This is a genomic window from Psychrobacter sp. L7, from assembly GCF_002810365.1.
Lineage (GTDB): Bacteria > Pseudomonadota > Gammaproteobacteria > Pseudomonadales > Moraxellaceae > Psychrobacter > Psychrobacter celer.
In genome coordinates, this window is record NZ_NEXR01000003.1 from 52,555 (window position 1) to 74,011 (window position 21,457).

General features: G+C 49.7%; 16 protein-coding genes. 10 read left to right on the forward strand and 6 right to left on the reverse strand.

Annotated elements, in window-relative coordinates; translation table 11 throughout:
- Positions 1-189 precede the first annotated feature (189 nt).
- The gene (locus CAP50_RS03965) at positions 190-1,077 is read left to right on the forward strand and encodes an energy transducer TonB (protein WP_172953056.1); all 888 of its coding nucleotides are present in this window, start codon (positions 190-192) and stop codon (positions 1,075-1,077) included.
- 135 nt (positions 1,078-1,212) lie between these two features.
- Positions 1,213-2,088 carry a mechanosensitive ion channel family protein gene (locus tag CAP50_RS03970; RefSeq protein WP_075101466.1) on the forward strand — a complete coding sequence of 292 codons (876 nt, stop codon included), beginning with the start codon at positions 1,213-1,215 and terminating at the stop codon, positions 2,086-2,088.
- Between the two features lie 65 nt (positions 2,089-2,153).
- Here the strand turns inward: CAP50_RS03970 and ybeY are convergent, their stop codons facing one another.
- Both ybeY and CAP50_RS03980 read right to left on the reverse strand, forming a co-directional pair.
- A complete protein-coding gene (ybeY, locus tag CAP50_RS03975; RefSeq protein WP_075101467.1) occupies positions 2,154-2,759 on the reverse strand; it encodes an rRNA maturation RNase YbeY in 606 nt (201 codons plus the stop codon).
- Between the two features lie 264 nt (positions 2,760-3,023).
- Positions 3,024-4,118 carry a PhoH family protein gene (locus CAP50_RS03980; RefSeq protein WP_075101468.1) on the reverse strand — a complete coding sequence of 365 codons (1,095 nt, stop codon included), beginning with the start codon at positions 4,116-4,118 and terminating at the stop codon, positions 3,024-3,026.
- A 565-nt stretch (positions 4,119-4,683) separates the two neighbouring features.
- Here CAP50_RS03980 and CAP50_RS03985 point away from each other — a divergent pair.
- The 3 genes from CAP50_RS03985 (at position 4,684) to CAP50_RS03995 (ending at position 8,612) form a co-directional block, all read left to right on the forward strand.
- Positions 4,684-5,979 carry an FAD-dependent monooxygenase gene (locus tag CAP50_RS03985; RefSeq protein WP_100749123.1) on the forward strand — a complete coding sequence of 432 codons (1,296 nt, stop codon included), beginning with the start codon at positions 4,684-4,686 and terminating at the stop codon, positions 5,977-5,979.
- Between the two features lie 101 nt (positions 5,980-6,080).
- Complete coding sequence (locus CAP50_RS03990; protein WP_075101470.1) at positions 6,081-7,334, forward strand: FAD-dependent oxidoreductase; 1,254 nt, start codon at positions 6,081-6,083, stop codon at positions 7,332-7,334.
- A gap of 36 nt (positions 7,335-7,370) precedes the next feature.
- Positions 7,371-8,612 carry a PIN domain-containing protein gene (locus CAP50_RS03995; protein WP_075101471.1) on the forward strand — a complete coding sequence of 414 codons (1,242 nt, stop codon included), beginning with the start codon at positions 7,371-7,373 and terminating at the stop codon, positions 8,610-8,612.
- A 5-nt stretch (positions 8,613-8,617) separates the two neighbouring features.
- On the opposite strand, the gene CAP50_RS04000 is transcribed toward CAP50_RS03995, so the two are convergent.
- Positions 8,618-9,529: a lysine exporter LysO family protein gene (locus CAP50_RS04000; protein ID WP_075101472.1), complete on the reverse strand. Its 912-nt coding sequence runs from the start codon at positions 9,527-9,529 to the stop codon at positions 8,618-8,620.
- Positions 9,530-9,725: 196 nt separating this feature from the next.
- Between CAP50_RS04000 and CAP50_RS04005 the strand changes: the two genes are divergently transcribed.
- From CAP50_RS04005 to CAP50_RS04015, 3 genes are all read left to right on the forward strand, one after another.
- Complete coding sequence (locus tag CAP50_RS04005) at positions 9,726-12,377, forward strand: alpha/beta fold hydrolase (protein ID WP_083608547.1); 2,652 nt, start codon at positions 9,726-9,728, stop codon at positions 12,375-12,377.
- Positions 12,367-13,611: a patatin-like phospholipase family protein gene (locus CAP50_RS04010; protein ID WP_075101473.1), complete on the forward strand. Its 1,245-nt coding sequence runs from the start codon at positions 12,367-12,369 to the stop codon at positions 13,609-13,611. Before CAP50_RS04005 ends, CAP50_RS04010 begins: the two co-directional genes overlap by 11 nt.
- Before the next feature lie 170 nt (positions 13,612-13,781).
- Entirely contained in the window at positions 13,782-14,606 is an 825-nt protein-coding gene (locus tag CAP50_RS04015; RefSeq protein WP_075101474.1) for an SDR family NAD(P)-dependent oxidoreductase, read from the forward strand.
- A 45-nt stretch (positions 14,607-14,651) separates the two neighbouring features.
- On the opposite strand, the gene CAP50_RS04020 is transcribed toward CAP50_RS04015, so the two are convergent.
- The 3 genes from CAP50_RS04020 to nadA form a co-directional block, all read right to left on the reverse strand.
- Positions 14,652-15,554, reverse strand: coding sequence for a phosphatidate cytidylyltransferase (locus CAP50_RS04020; RefSeq protein ID WP_075101475.1), 903 nt, complete (start codon positions 15,552-15,554; stop codon positions 14,652-14,654).
- Positions 15,555-15,686: 132 nt separating this feature from the next.
- Positions 15,687-17,639 (reverse strand): L-aspartate oxidase, encoded by a 1,953-nt coding sequence (locus tag CAP50_RS04025; RefSeq protein ID WP_075101476.1) that lies wholly within the window; start codon positions 17,637-17,639, stop codon positions 15,687-15,689.
- A 1-nt stretch (position 17,640) separates the two neighbouring features.
- Entirely contained in the window at positions 17,641-18,780 is a 1,140-nt protein-coding gene (gene nadA, locus CAP50_RS04030; RefSeq protein ID WP_075101477.1) for a quinolinate synthase NadA, read from the reverse strand.
- Between the two features lie 496 nt (positions 18,781-19,276).
- Between nadA and CAP50_RS04035 the strand changes: the two genes are divergently transcribed.
- Positions 19,277-20,329, forward strand: coding sequence for an NUDIX hydrolase (locus CAP50_RS04035; RefSeq protein WP_075101478.1), 1,053 nt, complete (start codon positions 19,277-19,279; stop codon positions 20,327-20,329).
- Between the two features lie 164 nt (positions 20,330-20,493).
- Positions 20,494-21,372, forward strand: a complete 879-nt coding sequence (gene nadC / locus CAP50_RS04040) for a carboxylating nicotinate-nucleotide diphosphorylase (RefSeq protein ID WP_075101479.1) — start codon at positions 20,494-20,496, stop codon at positions 21,370-21,372.
- Positions 21,373-21,457 lie beyond the last annotated feature (85 nt).

Below are 21,457 nucleotides of genomic sequence, written 5' to 3' on the forward strand. Positions count from 1 at the left end.
TCGTAAATGATTTGTTTGCAGTGTGGATGGCGCGCCTGTTTGGCGGTTGTGCTGGCGACGCAATTCTATGTCATGTTATGATAGCCTCGGCACGGCATGAGTCAACCGCTTAGCGGTGCCTATTCATTGATACATAGATGAGCGGCAGACTTGTGTTGCGACGCTCATACCCTTAAGCTGAGAGCAACTGTGGCCTATATTAAAGACTCACAAAGTTATCATTTTTCAGCGCAAGCCCCTAAGCGCGATAGAAGTCTGCTTATGGCGATCGTCATCGCTGTGAGTGTGCATGTGCTGATTATTTTTGGTATCAGTTTTTCTATGGGGCAAGATCCGGCAGCGATGATGCAGGATGTGGCCAAGGCCTTGACGGACAACATGCAGCCAAATGAGGACGCGCACTTTATCGCCAACGCCTCGCAGGTCGGTGGCGGCACGATAGAAGAGCAGCTCAGGCAAGAAACTGATCAGGTCAGCCCGCTGTCAGCTGAGCAAATGAGCGAGACACAAGATGTGATCAATTTGCAGCGGCAGACCCGTCAGCAGCGCTATCAAGAAAGCTACCTGCGTACCACCTTGAGCTGGCGACAGGCAACCGTCGAGTCTGATAATGACAGTACGCAAGAGCAAGATGATATCATGGCGCAGGAAGAGCGTCTGCGCAAACAAATCGCGACATTAGAGGCGCAGTTGTCCCAGCGTCAGCAGGTCTATGCGACCAAATCAAAAGTGGTGACGGTCGATAGTAACTCGACGACGCGCGGCGCTGCAGCGGATTATATCAATACGTTTCGTGAGCATGTCGAGCGGGTCGGTAACCTGCATTATCCAGCGCAAGCTCGGGCGCAGGGTATCACCGGCGACGTACGCTTGATGGTGGTTATCAGTAGTGATGGCAATGTCAAAGCCATTCGTTTGCTAGAGAGCTCAGGCTCGACGATATTGGATGAAGCGGCAAAGCAGTCAGTGCGTCAAGCGGCACCCTTTGGCAAATTTACCGAAGACATGAGCGATATTGTAGAGCTGCGTTTGATACGTACTTATCAGTACAGCGATACAGTCAATGTGACGTATTAGCGGATGAGGTATCAATAAGCGACGTATCAATAAGCGATACAGCAAATCAAATAAAAGCCGTTTGCCAGCAAAGGCGAACCGGCGTTTTTATCAATACGCTTGGATATAAAACACACTTAAACAAAAAGAGTCAGTATGGAATTTTTAGGTTTTACAGTCGATGTTGCTGCTTTGACCAGTAACGCATTGAGCTTGGTAATCAAGGTGGCTTTTGCCATCGTTATATTTATGGTCGGGCGCTGGCTGGCCAAAAAAGCCGTCACCTTTGCTCATGGTATTATGCGTCGCAGTCATTTAGATGATACGGTGGCCAGCTTTTTAGGGCGCTTGCTTTATGGCGTGTTATTGGTGGTGGTGGTGTTGGCCGCGCTGAGCAAGGTCGGAGTCCAAACGACATCGGTCGTTGCCATACTGGGCGGTGCAGCAGTCGCGATTGGTCTGTCGTTAAAGGATCAGCTATCAAACTTTGCCGCTGGTATCATGATCGTTACTTTTCGCCCCTTTGTGCGCGGTGATTATGTACAGATTAGCAGCTATACAGGGACGGTGACCGAGATTACGTTGATCAACACCCACCTAACCACGATCAACAACCACGATATCATCATCCCAAATGGCGATATCACCACCTCAGCGGTGACCAATTATACGGCGCTGCCCAATCGCCGCGTCGATATCACAGTTGGGATCGGCTACGATGCCGATATCAAAACTGCCAAAGAGGTGATGCTGAGCTTGGCCAGAAACAACCCAATAGCCTTTACCGACCCTGAGCCTATCGTACGCGTGACCAATCTGGGTGACAACTCGGTAGATTTGACCCTCAATGTCTGGACGACCAATGCTGATTGGTGGACGATGCAGTGTGATTTGCTTGAGCAGTTTAAATACGCTTTAGATGATGAGAAGATTGAGATTCCATTCCCGCAGCGTAGCGTCCATGTCAAAGGCTTGGATCAGATGATTAATCAAATGGGTCAGTCGCAAAAACTGCCCATGACTAAAGACTGAGCAAGGATTGGTTATTCAGTGCTTGTTCTAAGGGATTGTTTCGGTCAAAAACCATCTCGTCAAATTCAAGCGTTTGGTAGATAGGGGTTTGGTAGGTTGAGACTTGCCAAAATCTCTATCTCAAACCCTTCCATCTCATCTTGCTCAGCTTGTCCAAGCTCGTGATCAAAGCCTAGTAGATGCAGCATACCATGTACTAGTAAATGACTGATATGCTGCGCGACGCTCTTGTCTTGTTCGCCGGCTTCTCGCACCACGACTTCATGACAGATGATCAGCTCGCCGAGTGGCAAGGTCGGCATCAAGTCAATAATGGCGACGGGTAAGTCGCTTGGATAGGATAAGATATTGGTCGCATAATCCTTGCCCCGCGCCTCTAGGTTTAATTCACGACCTTCAGTTTTGTCAGTAATATAGATATCTAGCGCTTTGATTTTTTGCTGCCACGTCTCAAGACTAATATCTGTAAAATAAGGGAGCATCAGACCACTCTCTATACGTCTATCTATATATTTCAAAGTTGCAGCCATGATTGGCAATAGACGATCTGCACTGTAGTAACGACTGATTAACCCCTCATCGATACTATCGAGAGCGCTGACATCAAGCTCAATTTTGTCTAGATTATTTATCTTTAGGGCGTTTATATTATCGTTGTTAGATTGGTTCATAGCGTCACCTTCAGGAGAGATATAGTCGATTATAAATAAAACAGATAGATTGTATGTCAACGTGGAACTGGTATAAACTTTTCTTGCGTGCTGTGCCTACGCCGACAGATGCTTCGAAAATTTCACTGCGTATTGTCTGAAAAATAGCCGCCGCCAGTGCGATGGTTGAATGTTCAACACGCCCTAATATTAACGAAAAGACCAGATCACTATGTTTAGTAATCCGGTCTTTTGGGTTAGACATAACAGTTTAACGACGTTTAGCTACAGTTTAGAGGCTGCATCTGCCACCGCCTGTCTGCGCTCTTGCTCTTTGATGCGCTCAAACTTACGTTTTTCTTGTAGCGCGATTTGCTCTTCATCAAACACATCATAGGCTTCGACGATTTTTTGTACCAACTGATGGCGCACCACGTCTTTTGAGTCAAACTTAGTAATATGAATCTCTTCGATACCGCTCAAGATATCCATCGCCTGTGCCAAGCCTGATTTGGTACCGCGTGGCAAGTCGACCTGTGAGATGTCACCGGTGATGACGGCGCGTGAGCCAAAGCCCAGACGCGTCAAAAACATCTTCATTTGCTCAGGTGTGGTGTTTTGCGCCTCATCCAAGATGACAAATGAGTTGTTTAAGGTGCGGCCACGCATATAAGCCAGCGGCGCAATCTCGATGATTTGCCGCTCGATCAATTTGCCGACCTTCTCAAAGCCAAGCATCTCATAGAGGGCATCGTAAAGTGGACGCAGATAGGGGTCAATCTTCTGTGTGAGATCACCGGGTAAAAACCCCAGCTTCTCCCCAGCTTCTACCGCTGGACGTACCAGCAGTATGCGCTCAATCTCATTGCGCTCTAGCATATCGACCGCGCAGGCCACCGCCAGATACGTCTTGCCGGTACCAGCAGGCCCAATACCAAAGGACACATCGGAGCTGAGCACGTTTTTGACATAGCGCTGCTGGTTGCCCCCGCGCGGGATGATACGGCCTTTGCGCGTACGCAGGCTAATGGGGGTAAACTCATCTGCTGAATCCAAATCAGCTGTATCGTTCTCATTATCGGCAGACTCTTGCTCATCATCTGCCATGTCTTCATCGCGGGAGACGCTCGATTGGATAATCAAATGCAGCTCTTCTGCACTGATATCCTTGGTGTTTTGCGCCTCATCGACCAGTTTATAAATGATGCGTTCGCCGCGCTCGACCGCAGTCACATCCCCGCTCAGGCAAAAGTCGCCTTGGCGTTGAATGATCTTGATATCGAGGCGATCTTGTAGGTATTTCATGTGGTTATTGTATTCACCAAGCACGGTTTTGAGCTGTGCTGGGGTCAGTGATTCAAACTTTATACGGCGGCTCATAGAATCAGTCAAGCGATTATCCTTGTGTTGTGTACCCGCTGCTATCGCCTAGTGCTGATGAGATCAACATGGAGAGTGCCACGGGCTTCAGAGATAAAAAATAAAATGCTAAAAAATAAAATGGGTAATAAAAGTCGTTCGTCAAGGTGTCTGGGCGGGCAGTGTGTCACGCGCCTTTTAACACGCAGGTGGCGTATCTGCTAGCGATATAGATAACGGTAAATTATTATTGGTTTTGGGATTAATGATAAATCAAAGTCTTGTCTTCATTATGGTAGATAGTTTTTAAAATTCAAGCCATCGCCTGCCCAGATGGCGGGGTTTTTGTATGTGGATTGCAACCACGGGCTGGTGGGCAAACGGCTGCAATGGTGAGGTATGCTTTGGCGTAGCTTACCCTCATGTCAGTCTTTTATGATATGACCGCAAACAGGCGAGTACACGCTTTGCATACGTGTCAGGGCACAGAAACTCAAGCAAACTGTGGTAATCTAGGGCATTAATAAATAACGCCTGAAAAATAAGAAAGCACACCATTAAAAGCAATATGATTAGGAATAGCATGATGCAAAACACTAATGCAACGTCATCAACTGTCAAAAAAAAAGCAGCAATCACTGAGCAGCAAGTGCTGATCGCAGGCGGCGGTCATGTGGGTCTGTCCTTTGCCTTGCTGCTTGCCCATCACGGTATCGCCAGCACCTTGCTCGAAAAAAACAGCTACCCAACCATCAGCCCGCAAGATGACCGCACGCGCAGTCATTATTTGGACAGTCGCAACACCGCTCTGTCGCGGCGCACCGTACAGATTTATCAAGAGATTGGGCTGTGGGATGAGCTACAAAGCCATGCCTGCCGTATTGATGCGGTACAGATCAGCGAGCAAGGCAGCTTTGGCCGCGCGCAATTAAATAAGGCGGACGAGCAGGTCGAGTCGTTTGGGCAAGTGATGGAAAACGCTTGGCTGGGGCGCAAGCTATTACTGGCCGCGCAGCAAGAGCCGCTGATTAGTATCATTGATAATGCCAACGTCATCGCTGTCGAGCAGCAGCCTGATGGCGTGACGCTCAGCTTTAGCTACTACGGCGAAGAAGAGCACGAGCAGCAGTTGCAGGCCAGTCTACTGGTCGCTTGCGATGGCCGCGACTCTACCGTACGCCAGCTATTAGACATCGGCACAACGACGTATGATTATCAGCAAACCGCCATCGTCGGAGTGGTAGAGACGGATAAGCCGCACGACCATGTCGCCATTGAGCGCTTTAGTCCAGCAGGGCCACTGGCGGTGCTGCCATTGACCGACCCAGATGGCGATGGCAATGAGGAATATCAACAAGGCTACAGACGCTCGGTGGTTTGGGTCTGCCCAAAAGGCGAAGAGACAAGATACCTAGAAGATGATGCGCATTTTTTGGCGACGTTGCAGGGAGCATTTGGCGATCGTGCTGGCACGTTTGTCAACGCTGGTCGCCGCGGTGCCTATCCGCTGACGCGCGTACTGGCAGATAAGCAAGTCATTGGCCGCTGCGTCATCATGGGTAATGCCGCCCACACCTTGCATCCTGTGGCAGGTCAAGGCTTTAATCTATGTATGCGCGATGCTCACGTACTGGCAAAAATGCTGAGCGCGCAAGTGCTGCGAGGCGAGGATATCGGTAGTCCGGCATTGCTCACGCGCTACGAAAAAGCCCGACAAACCGACCAAAAACGCGTCATTCGTTTTTGTGATGCGGTCGTCCATGGCTTTACCCACCCTAATCCCGCCATCAAACTGGCGCGTAACATGGCACTGGTGGCGTTTGATAAATTGCCCAATATCAAGCCGCTGGTGGCAAATTATGCGATGGGCTTAAAATCGTAATATCCATAACTAAAATGATACAAGCATTTTTAGCAGTACTTTGGCCAGTAGCAGTATTTATTTTTAAATGTTTATCACGTCCTGATATCGAGAGCTAACTTATGACAAACAACCATACACTCATTATCGGCGGCGGTATCGTCGGTGCGACGCTGGCGCTAAACCTGGCACAGGCCAAAATGCCCGTGACCTTAATCGATGCGCGTCCTGCTCGAGATGAGTCTGCATGGCAACAGGTTCTTGGCAAGCGAGATGCCCGTGTTTATGCACTGAGCCTCGCCAGTATTGCGCTGCTAAAAGACGTAGGCGCTTGGCAAAAGATAGCACTATCGGGGCGCAAGGCGGATTACTCGCAGATGCAGGTATGGCAGCTCAATGGTATGGGCGAGCTATTATTTGGCGATAGTGACCGCAGTGCGCCAGAGCTGCTTGGCAGTATGGTTGAACCAGCGGTCATCGAGTATGCCTTGTGGCAGCGTCTGTCTGAGGAGGATGTCAGTGATTATCTGACCGTCATCGCAGGGCAAAAAGTCGTCAATATGGACTGGCGCGGGACGCAGCAGGGCTACCGTGTGACGCTAGCGGACGGCGCTGCTATCGATACGCATCTGCTCGTCGGTGCCGATGGTCGTGGCTCGTTTGTCCGTCAGCAGGCGGCGATTGGGCTGGACACGCTTGATTATAACCAAACCGCGATTTGCTGCGCGATTCAGACTGCCAAGCCCCATCAAGCGACCGCGCGCCAAGCCATGCTACCGACCGGCACGCTGGCTCTGTTGCCCTTAGCGGATATCACTGATGAAGATAAAGCCAATTCGCAGCATTGGCAGTCTATTGTCTGGACACTACCGCGCAATGACGCACTGGCTTTGCTTGAGGAAGACGAGCGCGTGATCGCTGATAAATTGGCCGCTGCCAGTCACTATGAGCTGGGTACCATCGAGCAGATAGAGTCCATCGCCAGTTTTCCACTGAGCGCGCAGCAAGCGAAGCGTTATGTACAGGACAATTTGGTGCTAATAGGCGATGCCGCCCATGGCGTGCATCCGCTGGCAGGTCAAGGGCTAAATTTGGGTATGCTCGATGTGAAGGCGCTAAGTGAGCAGCTGATGCACGACTATACGCGTAGCGGCAATAAGCTGTGGGGCAGTAACCAAACTTTGCGTAGCTATGAGCGTCTACGCCGACCGCATAATAGCCTGATGATGCATAGCTTTTCGGCGCTTAATTGGCTGTTTGCAGGCTCGCTTGCGCAGATGCGTCCGATTCAGCAGATTCGCAGTGAAGGCATGTACCGCGTTGGCAAGATAAAACCACTCATGCGATTGTTTGCGAAGCAGGCGAGTGGGGTTTAGGGCATATTGTGACAACCAAATAATAAGAATATTTCGATGAAGCATATTTTAATTGATTATGAAAACATTCAACCCAAGAGCTTTGAGGGCATGGATACAAAGGAATGCCATGTATGGTTGTTTTTGGGCATACATCAGCAAAAGAGCTTGCCACTTGGGTTGGTCGAAGCATTACTCGAATTCAACAGCGATAATGTACATATCATCAAGATGCAGCATGCAGGTAAAAACGCTTTAGATTTTTACTTGTCTTTTTATCTTGGCAAGATATCTGAAATCGATGCACAGGCGGATGTGTGTATTTTGGCAAGAGACAGTGGTTACGATATCTTGGTTGAGCATCTCAACACTGTGTATGACGGTATGGCCATCACACGCGCAGCAGATGCCAAGCAATTAAGCCTTGCCTATGAGGTAGAGAACACGATAGAGGCTGATATAGAACAAAGTCAACTCATCGTTGATACCAGTCAAAACGAAGTGTTCTATGACGATACTAATAGTGATGATCTGGTAGAGATAAAGACCGCTACAGCACAAATCATTGAAGAAAAAACGTCTCAATCTGTCATTCATGACTGCTATGTTTTGGTGTTCGATAACATAGTAAATCGCAAGATGTTTTTGCCAAGCTATAAATCAAACCTATTCTCTGCGATGAAGAAATACGCGTTAGCAGAAGCTTTAGTTAAATTTGATGAAGCCGAACAAAACAATATCGTTGAAAAAGTCTTTGATAAATTTATCAAGAAAGGACTTATAGAGCTCGATAGTAAAAACGAAAAACTCTGCTACAACACAGACAGTCAGGGTATATTAAATTTAGTAACCGAAAAAGTATTACTAAGTAAAGCTAAGACTATGACTGGATTAACCAACGTCATCAAACAAAAACTTGCCAGCTATCGTCAAAAAAACGATGAGTCCCAAGTAAACCTAGTTATTACATGGCTAAAAAATCAAGGACTGATAAAGCAAAACAATCAAAAAGTTTGTTATCCAACCTTAGATGATTTATCAGTCCATAAAACAAAAACCAGTGTCAAAAACGTAAGCTCAAAGACGATAGACCAACGTACCGTATATCAATGCGCTATTGCATCTATTAAGGCTCGGCCTGTCAGCTCACGACCTGTAAAAAAATCGAGTTTAATCAATTACCTTAACAGTCATCTGCGCGATGAAGACCCCAAAACAATTGATAATATCGTCAAACAAATGGCTGGCAATCAGGTTGTCACGATATCTAGTAATAACAAGCTTAGTTATAACATCTAGTCAACTCACCCCAACGCCGAAAACGCCACCATCAGTACGGGCGAGACAATATTAATAATAAAGCCAAAACTAATCGCTAGTGGCACGACCTTAAGGCCGCCAGATTGTTGAATAATCGGCAAGGTAAAGTCCAAGCTCGTTGCGCCGCCAAGTCCAACCGCTGCTGACGGATACTTACGCATAAAGACGGGAATAAATAGCAGCGCAAAAAATTCACGTATCAAGTCATTAAACAGCGCCACGCTGCCCCAAATCGCGCCATAAGCCTCGGTCATGACGATGGCCGATAGCGAGTACCAGCCAAATCCAGACGCCAGCGCCAAGCCTTTCGTCCATGACACATCGCTAAACATCAGCGCAAAGACAAGCCCGCCTACCAATATCGAGAGGGTAAAGATAATACTCATCTCCACCCCGCGCTTATTGAGCAAGACTTCTTTTAGGGTGATACCCGAGCCTTTGAGACCGATACCGACCAATAAGATTAATATCATTAGCATGACGGTCATGGTGTTTTCAGGCGGCATATAACCTGCCGGTAAAAAATAACCAATCACCATGCCAATCACGACACAAACCACTTGTGCCAAGCTACCGCGGATACTGACGCGGTGCTCTTTAGATTTGGCTACTGGTTTTTTGGCTTGCCAAGGTTTTAGATGATCAAAGAGCATTAGGCTAAATAGCCCCGTACCTATGGTCAATATCGACAATATAATGACATACAAGGCAATCTCACCTATCTGACTGCCCAGCCCTTCCACTTGTGACAGCTCGATACCGATGAGCGCCAAGATAATAAACACCAAGTACGACAAGCCTTTATCCGCAAGCTTGGTCATTTTGGGATTCGAGGGGATGGCAAAGCCAATAAACATTGGCATTAATACCAGGACAAGGGTAATCAGGCTTTGCATGTCGGCAGGCTCGCAGCGGTTTTAAACAAGCCGAAGATTGTATCATATTCACTTATAAATACGGCTATCCGCGCATGATATTCATCATAAAATAGAACGATACTGGCCGCGAGTAGTATTTTTATATGCTTGGCTTATCTTTACCTGATCAACTTTTGTTGCTACATTAAGGCACTCAACCTTTGTGGTCAGCCCTATGTCGCTCTATCAGCTCAAATCTCAGTTTCAAGACCAGTTGCGCCCCATAAGCGATACATTGGCTAAGTCAGGATGCAGCGCCAATCAAGTGACGATATCTGCTGTGATACTCAGCCTAGGGACGGCCTATGTGATTGCCAAGCCTGCGGCTCACCATCAGGCGCTTTGGGCGCTGCTACCGTCGTCGCTGTTTGTGCGTATGGCGCTCAACGCCATCGATGGCATGATGGCGCGTGAGCATGCACAGGCATCTGCGCTGGGCGGTGTGCTCAATGAAGCAGGTGACATTATTGCCGATACGGCGCTCATCAGCAGCTTGCTACCTCATAGCGCTCAGCCAAGCTGTCCATCTAAAAATGTGATTGACCAACAGGCTCATCAGCAGCGTCATGTCTTTGGGATGATGATACTGAGTGTCAGCACTGAGCTGATAGCCATCGCCTGCGATGCTGCGGTGGGCGCTCGAGCCAATCAAGGGCCGCTGGGCAAAAGTGACCGCGCGTTTGTGTTGGGCGCGCTTGGGGCGGCAAAAAGCCTTAGCGTACCGATATCATTGTCTCATCGCTCAGCAAGTCCGTTTTTTATGCTAATAGAAATACTACTGCTAAAAACATGCCTCAATCGTCTGCGCTATATGGTCGCACTGTATCTACAGCGTCAGCCGCCTGTACCGCGCTCAGCCCATACTACTTTGGAGTCCCAGACCATGTCTTCTGATTTTATAAATATAAATGATACAGCGGCGCAGGATATGCCAGTCTCTCCTAGCGCGGCTACAGAAGTATTACAAGCAGCCGTGATAGAAGGCGAGAGCTGCTATAACGCGTATGATGGCACGGCGATTTATTACCGTTATTGGCTAACGATGCCTATTGAGCAGTTAAAAAACGCCGATCAGTGCTTACGGCAAGTGATTTTGTTGCATCGTGGTCATGAGCATTCAGGACGTCTGGCAGAGCTGGGGCAGCAGTTTGCAGCGGCAGGCTATCAGGTGTTTGCGTGGGATGCGCGCGGCAATGGCCGATCAGGTGGTATCAAAGATCATGCCGAGAGCGTCACCGAGCTTGAGCGCGATTTAAATGACTTTGTTCAGCTGGTGATGGGACAAACCGGCATCGCCATCGACGACACACTAATCGTCGCCAGTAGTATCGGTGCCGTGCTCGCCGCCGCGTGGGTGCATGATTATGCGCCCAACATCCGCGGCATGATACTCGGCACACCTGCGCTCAAGATTCGTCTGTATCTGCCTTTTGCCATACCGTCGCTAAAGGTAGCGCGTACGCTTGGACTGATGTCACGCGTCAGCAGCTACGTCAAAGCGCAAGTACTCACCCATGACCAAGACGCGCAGCACGCCTACAATGCCGACCCGCTGATCTCTAGCAGCATCTCAACCGACCTGCTGATCGACACGCACGCGACCGGTCAGCGTCTGCTCGATGATGCAGAGGCCATCACCGTACCGACCTTTGTCTTGTGTGCTGGCAAAGACTATGTGGTGGATAAGCAAGCAGAGCGGACATTTTATGAGGCGATCAATAGTTCAAGCAAACGCTGGCAGCTGTATCCTGATAGCTACCATGCCATCTTTCATGAGACCAACAAAGCCGACGTGTTTGCCGACTGTCTGGCGTTTGCCGAGGACGTATTTAGCACACCGGTACAAACAGCGGATTTAAGAGCGGCGCATTTGCATAGCGCCAGCAAAGACAAGGTCGATCGACTGGCCATCAAGCCATTTAATCCAAGCTTTGCGCTGACTCGGTTGGCAATGCAAACATTTGGTCATGTGAGCGATGCGATTGCCACAGGGCTTGAGCATGGCTTTGACTCAGGGCATTCGCTCGATCATGTCTATCAAAACCAGCCTAGTGGCCAAAACAAGTTTGGTCAAGCGGTCGATAAATTCTATCTTAACAACATCGGCTGGCAAGGCATTCGTATCCGCCGCGAGCATATATTAGAGCTGGCGCGTATCGCACTGACAGCTATCGAAGACAACAACCCCCAAGGGAAAAAACCAAGTAGCTCTGAGCGCTATCAACCAAAGCTGCTAGATATCGCCAGTGGCCATGGTTATTATGCATTTGATCTGTTGACGGCGTTTACGGGGCTACAAGCTGAGCTGCGAGATTATGAGGTGCATAATATTCAAGCGCTACAGGCAAAAGCTGAACGCTTAGGTATCACTGATCGAGTGGTGGTCAGGCAGCAGGACGCTTTTGACCCTGCCAGTTATACGCAGGCCGTGCAGGAGGATAGTGCCACCGCGTCATCACTACATATGCCATCATCAAACAACGCAAAATCTGATGCAGGGTTTGATATCGCTATCGTCTCTGGATTGTTTGAGCTGTTTTCTGACAACCGCTTACCCGAGACTGCATTAGCAGGTATTTATGATAACTTAAACACAAATGGCTACCTGATTTATACCAATCAACCATGGCACCCTGAGCAAGAGTTTATCAGTAAAACCTTAAACAACCATCGCGGCCGTGACTGGGTGATGCGTTGCCGCTCACAAGCGGAGATGGACCAGCTGGTCAGGCAGGCAGGCTTTCAAAAAGTCAGCATGCGTATCGATCGTTTTGGTATCTTTACAGTGTCACTGGCGGTAAAGGTCGCCCCGCTTGATGACAAATAAGCACACAACATATGAGCGCGTGCAGCTGTTTTCGGGAGGCGGCTCGCGCTTTGCCTATTATCTGGGCAGTTATGCCGCGCTGGTCGCCCATGATTTGAGGCCAGATATGATCATAGGTACTTGCGGCGGCAGCCTCTCGGCGTATTTGGTACATCTTGCACCTGAGCCAAAAGACTTGCAAGCACTGCTGTATAGTCATGAGCTGTATACCGCCATTTGTGCAATCAGGCATGTCAGGCCAGATGAAGCAAATAGACGATCAAAAATGCGCTATATAACGCAGGCCATACAGCGTTGGCGCTTAGCAAGCAAGCAAAGCGCCAAACCGCAACGCTCATCGCCAGCCAGCTATGAGCAGCTACTCGCAGAGCTGCAGCAATTGGCCATGTTTCGTATCGATGATGAGCGGTATTGGCTCGATGCGCTATCTGGTGTTGCCAATGAGCGTAATGAGCGTAGAGACAAGAGTGCCTGTGGTCATAATTGTATTCAAAGCACCAAGCCAGCCATACCTGAGGTTGCCATCATCGCCTGCCGTCTGCAAAAAGCCTCTGGGGTTGACAGCGCGTGGCCACCTGCCTCATATACGGCGGCGGGTCCAGCAGCAGTATTGCAAGAGTTGTTATTTGCCTCGCCGCGTGTGGCGACTATGATGTCGCTTGCCGCCGCCATGCAAGGCGCAACTGACAATAAGATACGATCACCTGCGCATGCGTTTGCTGATGGGCGCATACCGCCGCATGTACAGATAGTGAGCCAGTGGAGTTTTGCGGACGCGATACGTGCGTCTATGGCCGATATGTACTATCTACCACCCACCCATATTTCAGCGCTCGGTTGGTGCTTAGGCGGCGTCATCAACCTCACGCCCGTTGAGCTGGCCTGTCAGCTGGGGCAAACGGTATTTGCCGAGAGCAAAGCGGGTTATGATACCTGGCTTGCTGCCCCAGCGATTAAGCGTGTCTTTGGTTTTGATCCCAATGCTCGTTTGGCACAGGTGCATGGCTATCAGAGAGAGGCAAGCCCTCGCCATACCGAGCCGCTGCATTGGTTGCCGTTTGCTGACAATGCCGAGCAGCTCGCAGGTCAAAGCGTGCAAAAGCGCTTTAGTATAAAGCAAATGACCGTAGCGTTGATTCATCGTGATTATGATGGTTTTGTGCAGCAAATGCAGGCGCAGTGGCAATATGGCTATCAGCGAACGAGCAGCTATATTCGGCAGCATACGCTATAGTTGACTACTTTCGCGCTACCGTTTTACAGGCGTACTGTGTTTATACCTTTGCTTATGCCTATACCGCCAGCGGCTATGCCGCATTTATCCCAGTAGCGCGCTTAGACTTATAACGATGGTATTTTGAACTGACGATATACGCATACCGCGATTTATGCCGAACCGATGATATGACAGATCTTAAACCAAACGCCTTAAAGCCTGCCACCGCTGATGCACCGCACGTTATCATCGTCGGTGGCACCAGTGGTTTGGGGTTGGCATTGGCACGTCATCACCAGCAACTGGGCTGGCATGTGAGTGTGGTGGGTCATGATCGCCAAAAAATAGCGCAGATCAATCGTCAATATCCGCACATCACCACCTATCGCTGTGATCTGACTGACCGCGCCCAAACGCATGAGTTTTTGCAGCGCTTATCTGCCATCACGTTTTATCGGCTGATTTATAGTGCGGGCAGTTATACCAACGAGCGGGTGCGGACGCTCAATGCGGCAGACAGCACGCGCATGCTAGCGATTAACTTACAAGCATTTGAGCAGGTGTTTTGGTGGGCAAGTGAGCGGCTAAAACAGCAGCCGACATCGTTTGACATGAGGCAATATGGCAAGCCAAGTCTCATCTGCATTGCCTCCGTCGCTGGGGCGTTGAACTATCCTTATGCCAGCCTCTATGCCAAAAGCAAACGCGCGATGATAGCCACGGCCAGCGCCTATCGCTTGGCACTGCGCCCGTATGATATTCAAGTAAACGGCATCGCCTCAGGCTATATCGATACCCAAGCGCTGCGTGATCTAAATGACGGTGACGCCAGCCATAAGCCATTTATCATCAGTACACAGACCGCCGTCCAGCATGTCATGCAAGCGATCGCTGATGATACCGAGCTTGCCATATTTCCATGGGCGATGCGTTATATTGTTTATGCCTTAAACAGTGTGCCCAAGCCGTTATTAGACTGGGTATTACGCAGCCAGCTTGATAAAAAACAATGAGTAATGAAAAATGAGTAAAAAAACTGTCTTTGCAACAGGCTTTATTTAGCCCAGCAGCCAATAAAGGATGGTAAAGATAGGCACGCCAATCAGCAAGCTATCGATACGGTCCAATACGCCGCCGTGCCCTGCTAGCATGGTACCTGTGTCTTTGATACCGTGCTGACGTTTAAACGCAGACTCTAGCAGATCGCCTGCGATACCGCTCACTGCCAATCCATATGCGGCTAGCAAGCAAAGCCACCATTCAAACCCCGTCAGCCAAACCCCCAGTAGTGATGCCAGTAGCGCGGCACACATACTGCCAAAGACAGCGCCTTCAATGCTTTTGTTGGGGCTGATGCGTGGCGCTAGGCCACGTGAAAACAGGCGATGACCAAGTAGGCGACCACATAGATACTGCGCGATATCGTTAAATTGACTGGCAAATAAGACAAACAATAAGACACCATACTGCTCGCGTTGCCACGTCAGCTGCTGGAGGGCAATCAAGCTGGCAATCAAAGCGACAAATGCCATGCTTAATAACCCATCTAAACCCGTTGGGCGCGTGTAGTGTGGAGTGGTCGCGCTAGCGGTGTGGTCAGCAGAAGAGGTGGGAGTGACGCTTGCCTGCAGGCCGCGGCTTTGCAGCTTATGGATCAGTCGCGCTCTACTAGGTAGGCACCATATCCGTTTGATTTCGTAGCCACCGCGCAGACCAATCAGCACAAAAAAACCAATAAGCAGCCATTGATAGGGATATCTGGACGTCAAAAGCTCGGCATGGCGATCTGCTATCTTTGCGATTGCATAGCAGCCAAAAAGCGCCGCCAGCATAAACCACCATGAGCGTGCGATCAGATAAATCTTCGGTAGGCGTCTGCGCAGGCGTGGTATGGCCAGCGCTCCCCATACCGCGCTAACCACCCCCATCAGCGCGATCACAAAGACGATATCAGAAGCCATACCTTTAAGATCCAAATGCCACCATTTTATGTCGCGGGTTATGTCGCAACGTTTACAGCTGAGTTGTTATGATAGCGTAAATGCTTCTTTAATCCTAACTATAGTTGATAAAATATATGGTATTAGCTGATATTAACCAGATTCCCGCATGGCTAAAGGTGGTACAGTTGTTTTTTGCACATCCGCTGTTGTTATATGGGCTGTCATGTCTATATCGTCAATAGTAGCAAATGCGGTCAGCGAGGGCGGCTCAATGACACTGGTCAAAGACTTGCTCGCTAAGTTTGGATAGTCTTGTCTATAATGACCGCCGCGACTCTCATGACGCTGATAAGCCGACTGCATAATCAAAGCCGCTAACTGCAACTGCCTAGTTAATTGAACATAGGGCAGCGTATGGTAAGAGATGAGGTGGTCTTGGTTTTTAGTATCTATATGATCAAAGCTTCTACCACCGAGCTGCTGTTGCCACTGCCGGATTTGCCCCAGCGCTTGCTCAAGCTGCTCGGCGCTACGAGTGATGCCCAGATGCGAGGTCATTAACGCTTTTAATTGGGTGGTTATGCCAGCAATGTCCTTATTTGTACTGGTGTGGACATTGGCATTGTGATGGTCATTAGTATGGCGTTGGTACTCAATGGGCGATGGCAAGGTAATACGTTGATAATCTGCCAGCATCGGCGGGGTCCAAATATCATAGATGGACTGCTCTGAGTTAATATAAATGGACGTGGCGTCTGGTTTTTTAGTTGCGTGTAGATAGCGCGGGATATCGGCGGCGATATGGCGCCCGACCACCACGCACTCAAGCAGCGAATTACTGGCCAAGCGATTAGCGCCGTGTAAGCCTGTATAAGCAACTTCTCCTGCCGCATAAAGCCCTGTCACATCGGTCAAGCCATTAGCAGAAGTGACCACGCCGCCGCAGCTATAATGCGCGGTGGGGGCTACTGGGATCGGGTCGGTGGTGATGTCGATGCCAAGGTCTAATAGTGTCTGATAAATCTGCGGAAAGTGCGCTTGGAGAAATGCCGCTGGTAAGTGACTGACATCGAGATGAACGTAGCCAAGTCCATTGATGCTAATTTGCTCGGCGATAGCACGAGCAACGATGTCTCTTGGTGCCAGCTCTGCGCGTGTATCAACCTCTAGCATAAAGCGTTTACCTGTCTGCGGGCAGTACAGCCGTCCGCCTTCACCGCGCAGGGCTTCAGAGATTAAAAAACTACTGTCACCAAGCGCCAAGCCTGTCGGATGAAACTGGATGAACTCCAGATTTGCCAAGCGGCAGCCTGCCTGCCAAGCCATCATCACGCCATCACCGACACAGACATTGGGCGCGCTGGCACGTTTAAACAACTGCCCTAAACCGCCACTGGCCAGCACCACCGCGCGACTATGCAAGGTTAGCTGTCGTTGATGAACGTGATCAAAAACAAGTGCACCTTGGCAACGATTGTCAGTATTTTTTAGCAGATGAAACGCTTCATGATAGGGCAGGATGGTGATATTGGACGCCGCTTGCGCTTTTTTAACTAAGGCTTCCATAATATGTCGGCCAGTGGCATCATCAGCATGGGCAACGCGCCGGCAGCCATGGCCGCCTTCTTTGGTCAAGTGTAAATCACTGGTTTGTAAGGAGGTCGACTCAAAACCTCTCTGATAAAGGGTTTCAAGCCTATTTAATGTTGCTATTTTTTCTGATGACGCGTGTTGTTTTGGGAGGCGAGTAAAGGGCACGCCTTGCTCGCACAGCCATTGCACCGCTTGCTCGCCTGAGCTTAGGATCTCTGTGGTGTTTTTTGCCTCGCACAATCCTGCGCCAGCGATAAGCGTATCAGCGATATGATCGGCGGCACAGTCTTTGGCATCTAAACTTGCCGCGATACCGCCTTGGGCATAATGACTGGAGCAAAGGTCCAGCGCCGCTTTGCTTAATACAGTCACGTTCAGTGTTTGCGGTAAGGCCAGCGCTGTGCTCAACCCTGCAAGACCTGCGCCAATGATCAACACGTCTGTGTGTCTGACGTCATGGGTATCCTCAGCAGAGGTGCTTGTATTAGCGGCTGTATGCGCCTCACTCATCTTAGGCGGCTCCCACATTGGCAAAGAGTGCGCGGTCTTTGACAATGTCACCGCTTGTAGTGACGCGCCGCTTTTGCGCTTCGGCAAAATCCAGCATGCGTTGTAAAGGTTTTTTGGCAGCCACTGCCAGCTCAGGCGTCAATGTGACTTCACCGCTTCGCTGTGTCAGACACTGCTCGATACCTTTTAGGCCATTCATCGCCATCCACGGGCAAAACGCGCAGCTCTTACAGCTGGCGCTTTCACCAGCGGTCGGTGCCGCCAAAAAGCGCTTGTTTGGCGAGCGTTTTTGCATCTCGTGCAAGATGCCCAAATCGGTCGCTACGATAAAGGTCTCGGCATCCATCTCATAGGTCGAGCTGAGCAGCTTACTGGTCGAGCCGACGACATCAGCGAGCGCAACCACGCTATCAGGCGACTCTGGATGTACCAGCACTTTGGCGTCAGGATGCTCCTCTTTTAATTGCAGCAGCTCGGTCGCCTTAAACTCATTGTGCACCAGACAAGAACCTTGCCAGAGCAGCATGTCTGCGCCAGTCTCACGAGCGATATATTTGCCCAAATGACGGTCAGGCCCCCAAATGATCGACTCACCTTGCGCATGTAGATGACGGACGATATCGATACCGACAGAGGAAGTCACCACCCAGTCGGCACGCGCTTTGACCGCGGCGCTGGTATTGGCATAAACCACCACGGTACGCTCAGGATGGGCGTCACAAAATGCGGCAAACTCATCTGCAGGACAGCCCAAATCAAGCGAGCATTCCGCTGCTAAGTCAGGCATCAGGACGGTCTTTTCCATACTTAGGATTTTTGCTGACTCGCCCATAAAGCGCACGCCAGCCACCACCAATGTCTGCGCTTCATGGGCTTGTCCAAAGCGCGCCATCTCAAGCGAGTCACCGACACAGCCGCCAGTCGCCAATGCCAAATCCTGAATAAAAGGATCGACATAGTAATGAGCGACGAGCACAGCGTTATGCGTTTTTAGCAAGTGCTTGATATTTTCTTCAACCGCCAGCCGCTCAGAGCGTGGCAACTCGGTAGGTATTTTTGCTTTGGCGTATTCGGTGGTCATCTGAGTGGCGATGCGCTGGTCGGTACTCATGATAGGGGCGTCGTATGGATAAGTTTTCATAGCTGCAACCTTTCCTTTGGTGCGATAGTGACACATCATATGTCGTAATATTGGAATGACTCGCTAAAGCAAAATCATAAATTGTTTTAATTATGCTCATTTTGAGCATAAAAACAAGGGTTTTTTATGATTTTTCTAACTATAGTCAATCCTAAATAAAACTGACATGCTAGATATTATGTTCACGTGCTACTGGTATTTATTTTGCGTAGCCTTTGTCGGCGTAGGCACAGCACGCAAGAAAAATGAATACCAGTAGCGCTGTACCTGTTTTAAAGTACATTAACTATATTAAGGCGTGCAGCTTGGCTGATGTTACAGCGACAGACTGTGATCGTCTTAGATTCGAGCTATACTAGGAGGGTAATATTATGTAGGTAAACGGTGCTAACGACTGCTGTAGCACGGCTGTTTTGATTGTATACTGAGTTTGTTTTTGTACTCAGCTTGTTTTTGTACTACGTTTGATTTTCTACTGAGGATGATAAATACACTTATGACGTTGTCTTATTCACATGCGCATCAGCAAGGCAGTGGTACCACCGAGGTGGTTGCCGTACTCGTTGCGATTACCGAGCATACCGCCCGTGTCCTAACGGTCGATCAAGGTAAGCTATTGCCCAATGGGCCACTGATGCCGCTGCATCGCTCGTTGCAAGCAGGGGTGCGCCAGTGGGTGGAGGAGCAGACGCAGCAGCCACTTGGGTATTTAGAGCAGCTTTATACCTTTGTCGATACCAATAGACGCAACGTTGATGGTCATGCTTTAGTATATGTCAGCTATCTAGGGCTGGTGCAGGAGACACAGACGCCAAAGCTGCCCAGCCAAGCGCTATGGCGAGATTGGTATGATTACTTTCCGTGGGAAAACCACTTAGATGGCGCGCCAACTATCATTATCTCGTTTATCGTGCCAGCGTTATTGGCATGGGCAGAGGAGGCGGATGATGCTATCACCCAGCAGCGGCGACGTCAGCGTATTGAGCTGTGTTGGGGCGTCGGTGAAGCGCATGTGATAAGCCAACAGCCGCCAAGCTTGGGTGCCACCAGCGCAGCCAGCCGGGAGCGGCTGCCAGAAAATAGAGAATGGGTCGCCGAGCATGTATTGCTGCGCTATGAGATGCTTTATGAAGCAGGGTTGATACCTGAAGCGCCAAGCTATCCGCCAAGCTACTTAGCCAATGTGTCCACCGAGCTGCCCAAAAACTGGTCGCAGCTGATAGGTGAGCCAATGTATTACGATCATCGCCGCGTGATTGCCACGGCCATCTCTCGATTACGTGCCAAAATAGAGTATCGGCCGCTGATTTTTGGTTTGATGCCTGAGGTGTTTACTTTATCGCAGTTACAGCAGAGCGTAGAGGCGTTATCAGGTGTGCGCCTGCATAAGCAAAACTTTCGCCGTCTGCTGGAGGCACAAAACCTAGTGATGGAAACAGGAGAGAGTAGTAGCGCTCAGCGCGGCCGTCCTGCCAAGCTGTATCGTTTTCGGCACGATATCGAGCTACAAAGCCTGCTCATGGATAGCAAGCTGCCCAAACGCAAATAATTAAATGACATTATTTTATTGCAGGGTGGGGTGCTTTACGTTATATTTATGCTCATTTTGAGCCTAATAAATGCCCGTGGTGCTAGTGATATGATTGCTATTTGTGGTGTTATCACTGGCGATGACGTATTTATTAGGCAAATGCGCAACGATAAGGATAACCGATGACAGGCAAACAAGAACCAGCATTAAATGAGGTGTTGCTACGCCCATTAGTAGAGGCCGCTCTCACAGAGGATCTAGGCAGGCGCGGCGATGTCACCTCACAAGCAACCATCCCAGCCGATATGCAAGCGCAGCTACAGATCAAAGCGCGTCAAGCTGGGGTTATCTGTGGTATGGATTTGGCGCGATTGGCCTTTGATATGGTCGATACGCAGATTGGTTTTGATGCTCAGGTCACTGATGGTGAAAGGGTTGAGGCGGGGACAGTGCTGGCGACCGTGTGCGGTAATGCGCGTCATTTGCTCACAGCTGAGCGTACCGCGCTTAATTTTATGACGCATCTGAGTGGTATTGCGACCGCGACACGGCAGATCGTCGATAGTGTGGCTGCATACCCTGCGCAAATCACCTGTACGCGTAAGACCATTCCTGGCCTACGGACAGTACAAAAATACGCTGTACGCTGCGGCGGCGGGCGCAACCATCGCTTGGGGTTGGACGATGCGATTTTGATCAAAGACAATCATATTGCGATTGCAGGCGATATCGCAACTGCTGTCAAGCAAGCGCAAGACTTTGCCGGTCATCTGATTCCAATTGAGGTAGAAGTCGACACCTTAGCGCAGTTAGCGCAGGCACTTGATGCCGGTGCAAGCTTGGTATTACTGGACAATATGACGCCTGATATTTTGGCGCAAGCGGTGGCTATGTGCCAAGGCCGCGCCAAGACAGAAGCCTCAGGAGGCATCACCCCTGAGACGGTGCAAGCGGTCGCCCAAACAGGGGTGGATTTCATTGCCATGGGTTATCTGACGCACAGTACCACTGCGCTCGATATCGGTCTGGATTTTATGGTCAGTGATAATACGGAAAATTAAGCAAAGTTAATGATTTTATTGGCTTATCTGCCTATGCTACAATGGCGCTTATGCGGTGGTTAGCCGCCTAACAGGTCGTCGCTGT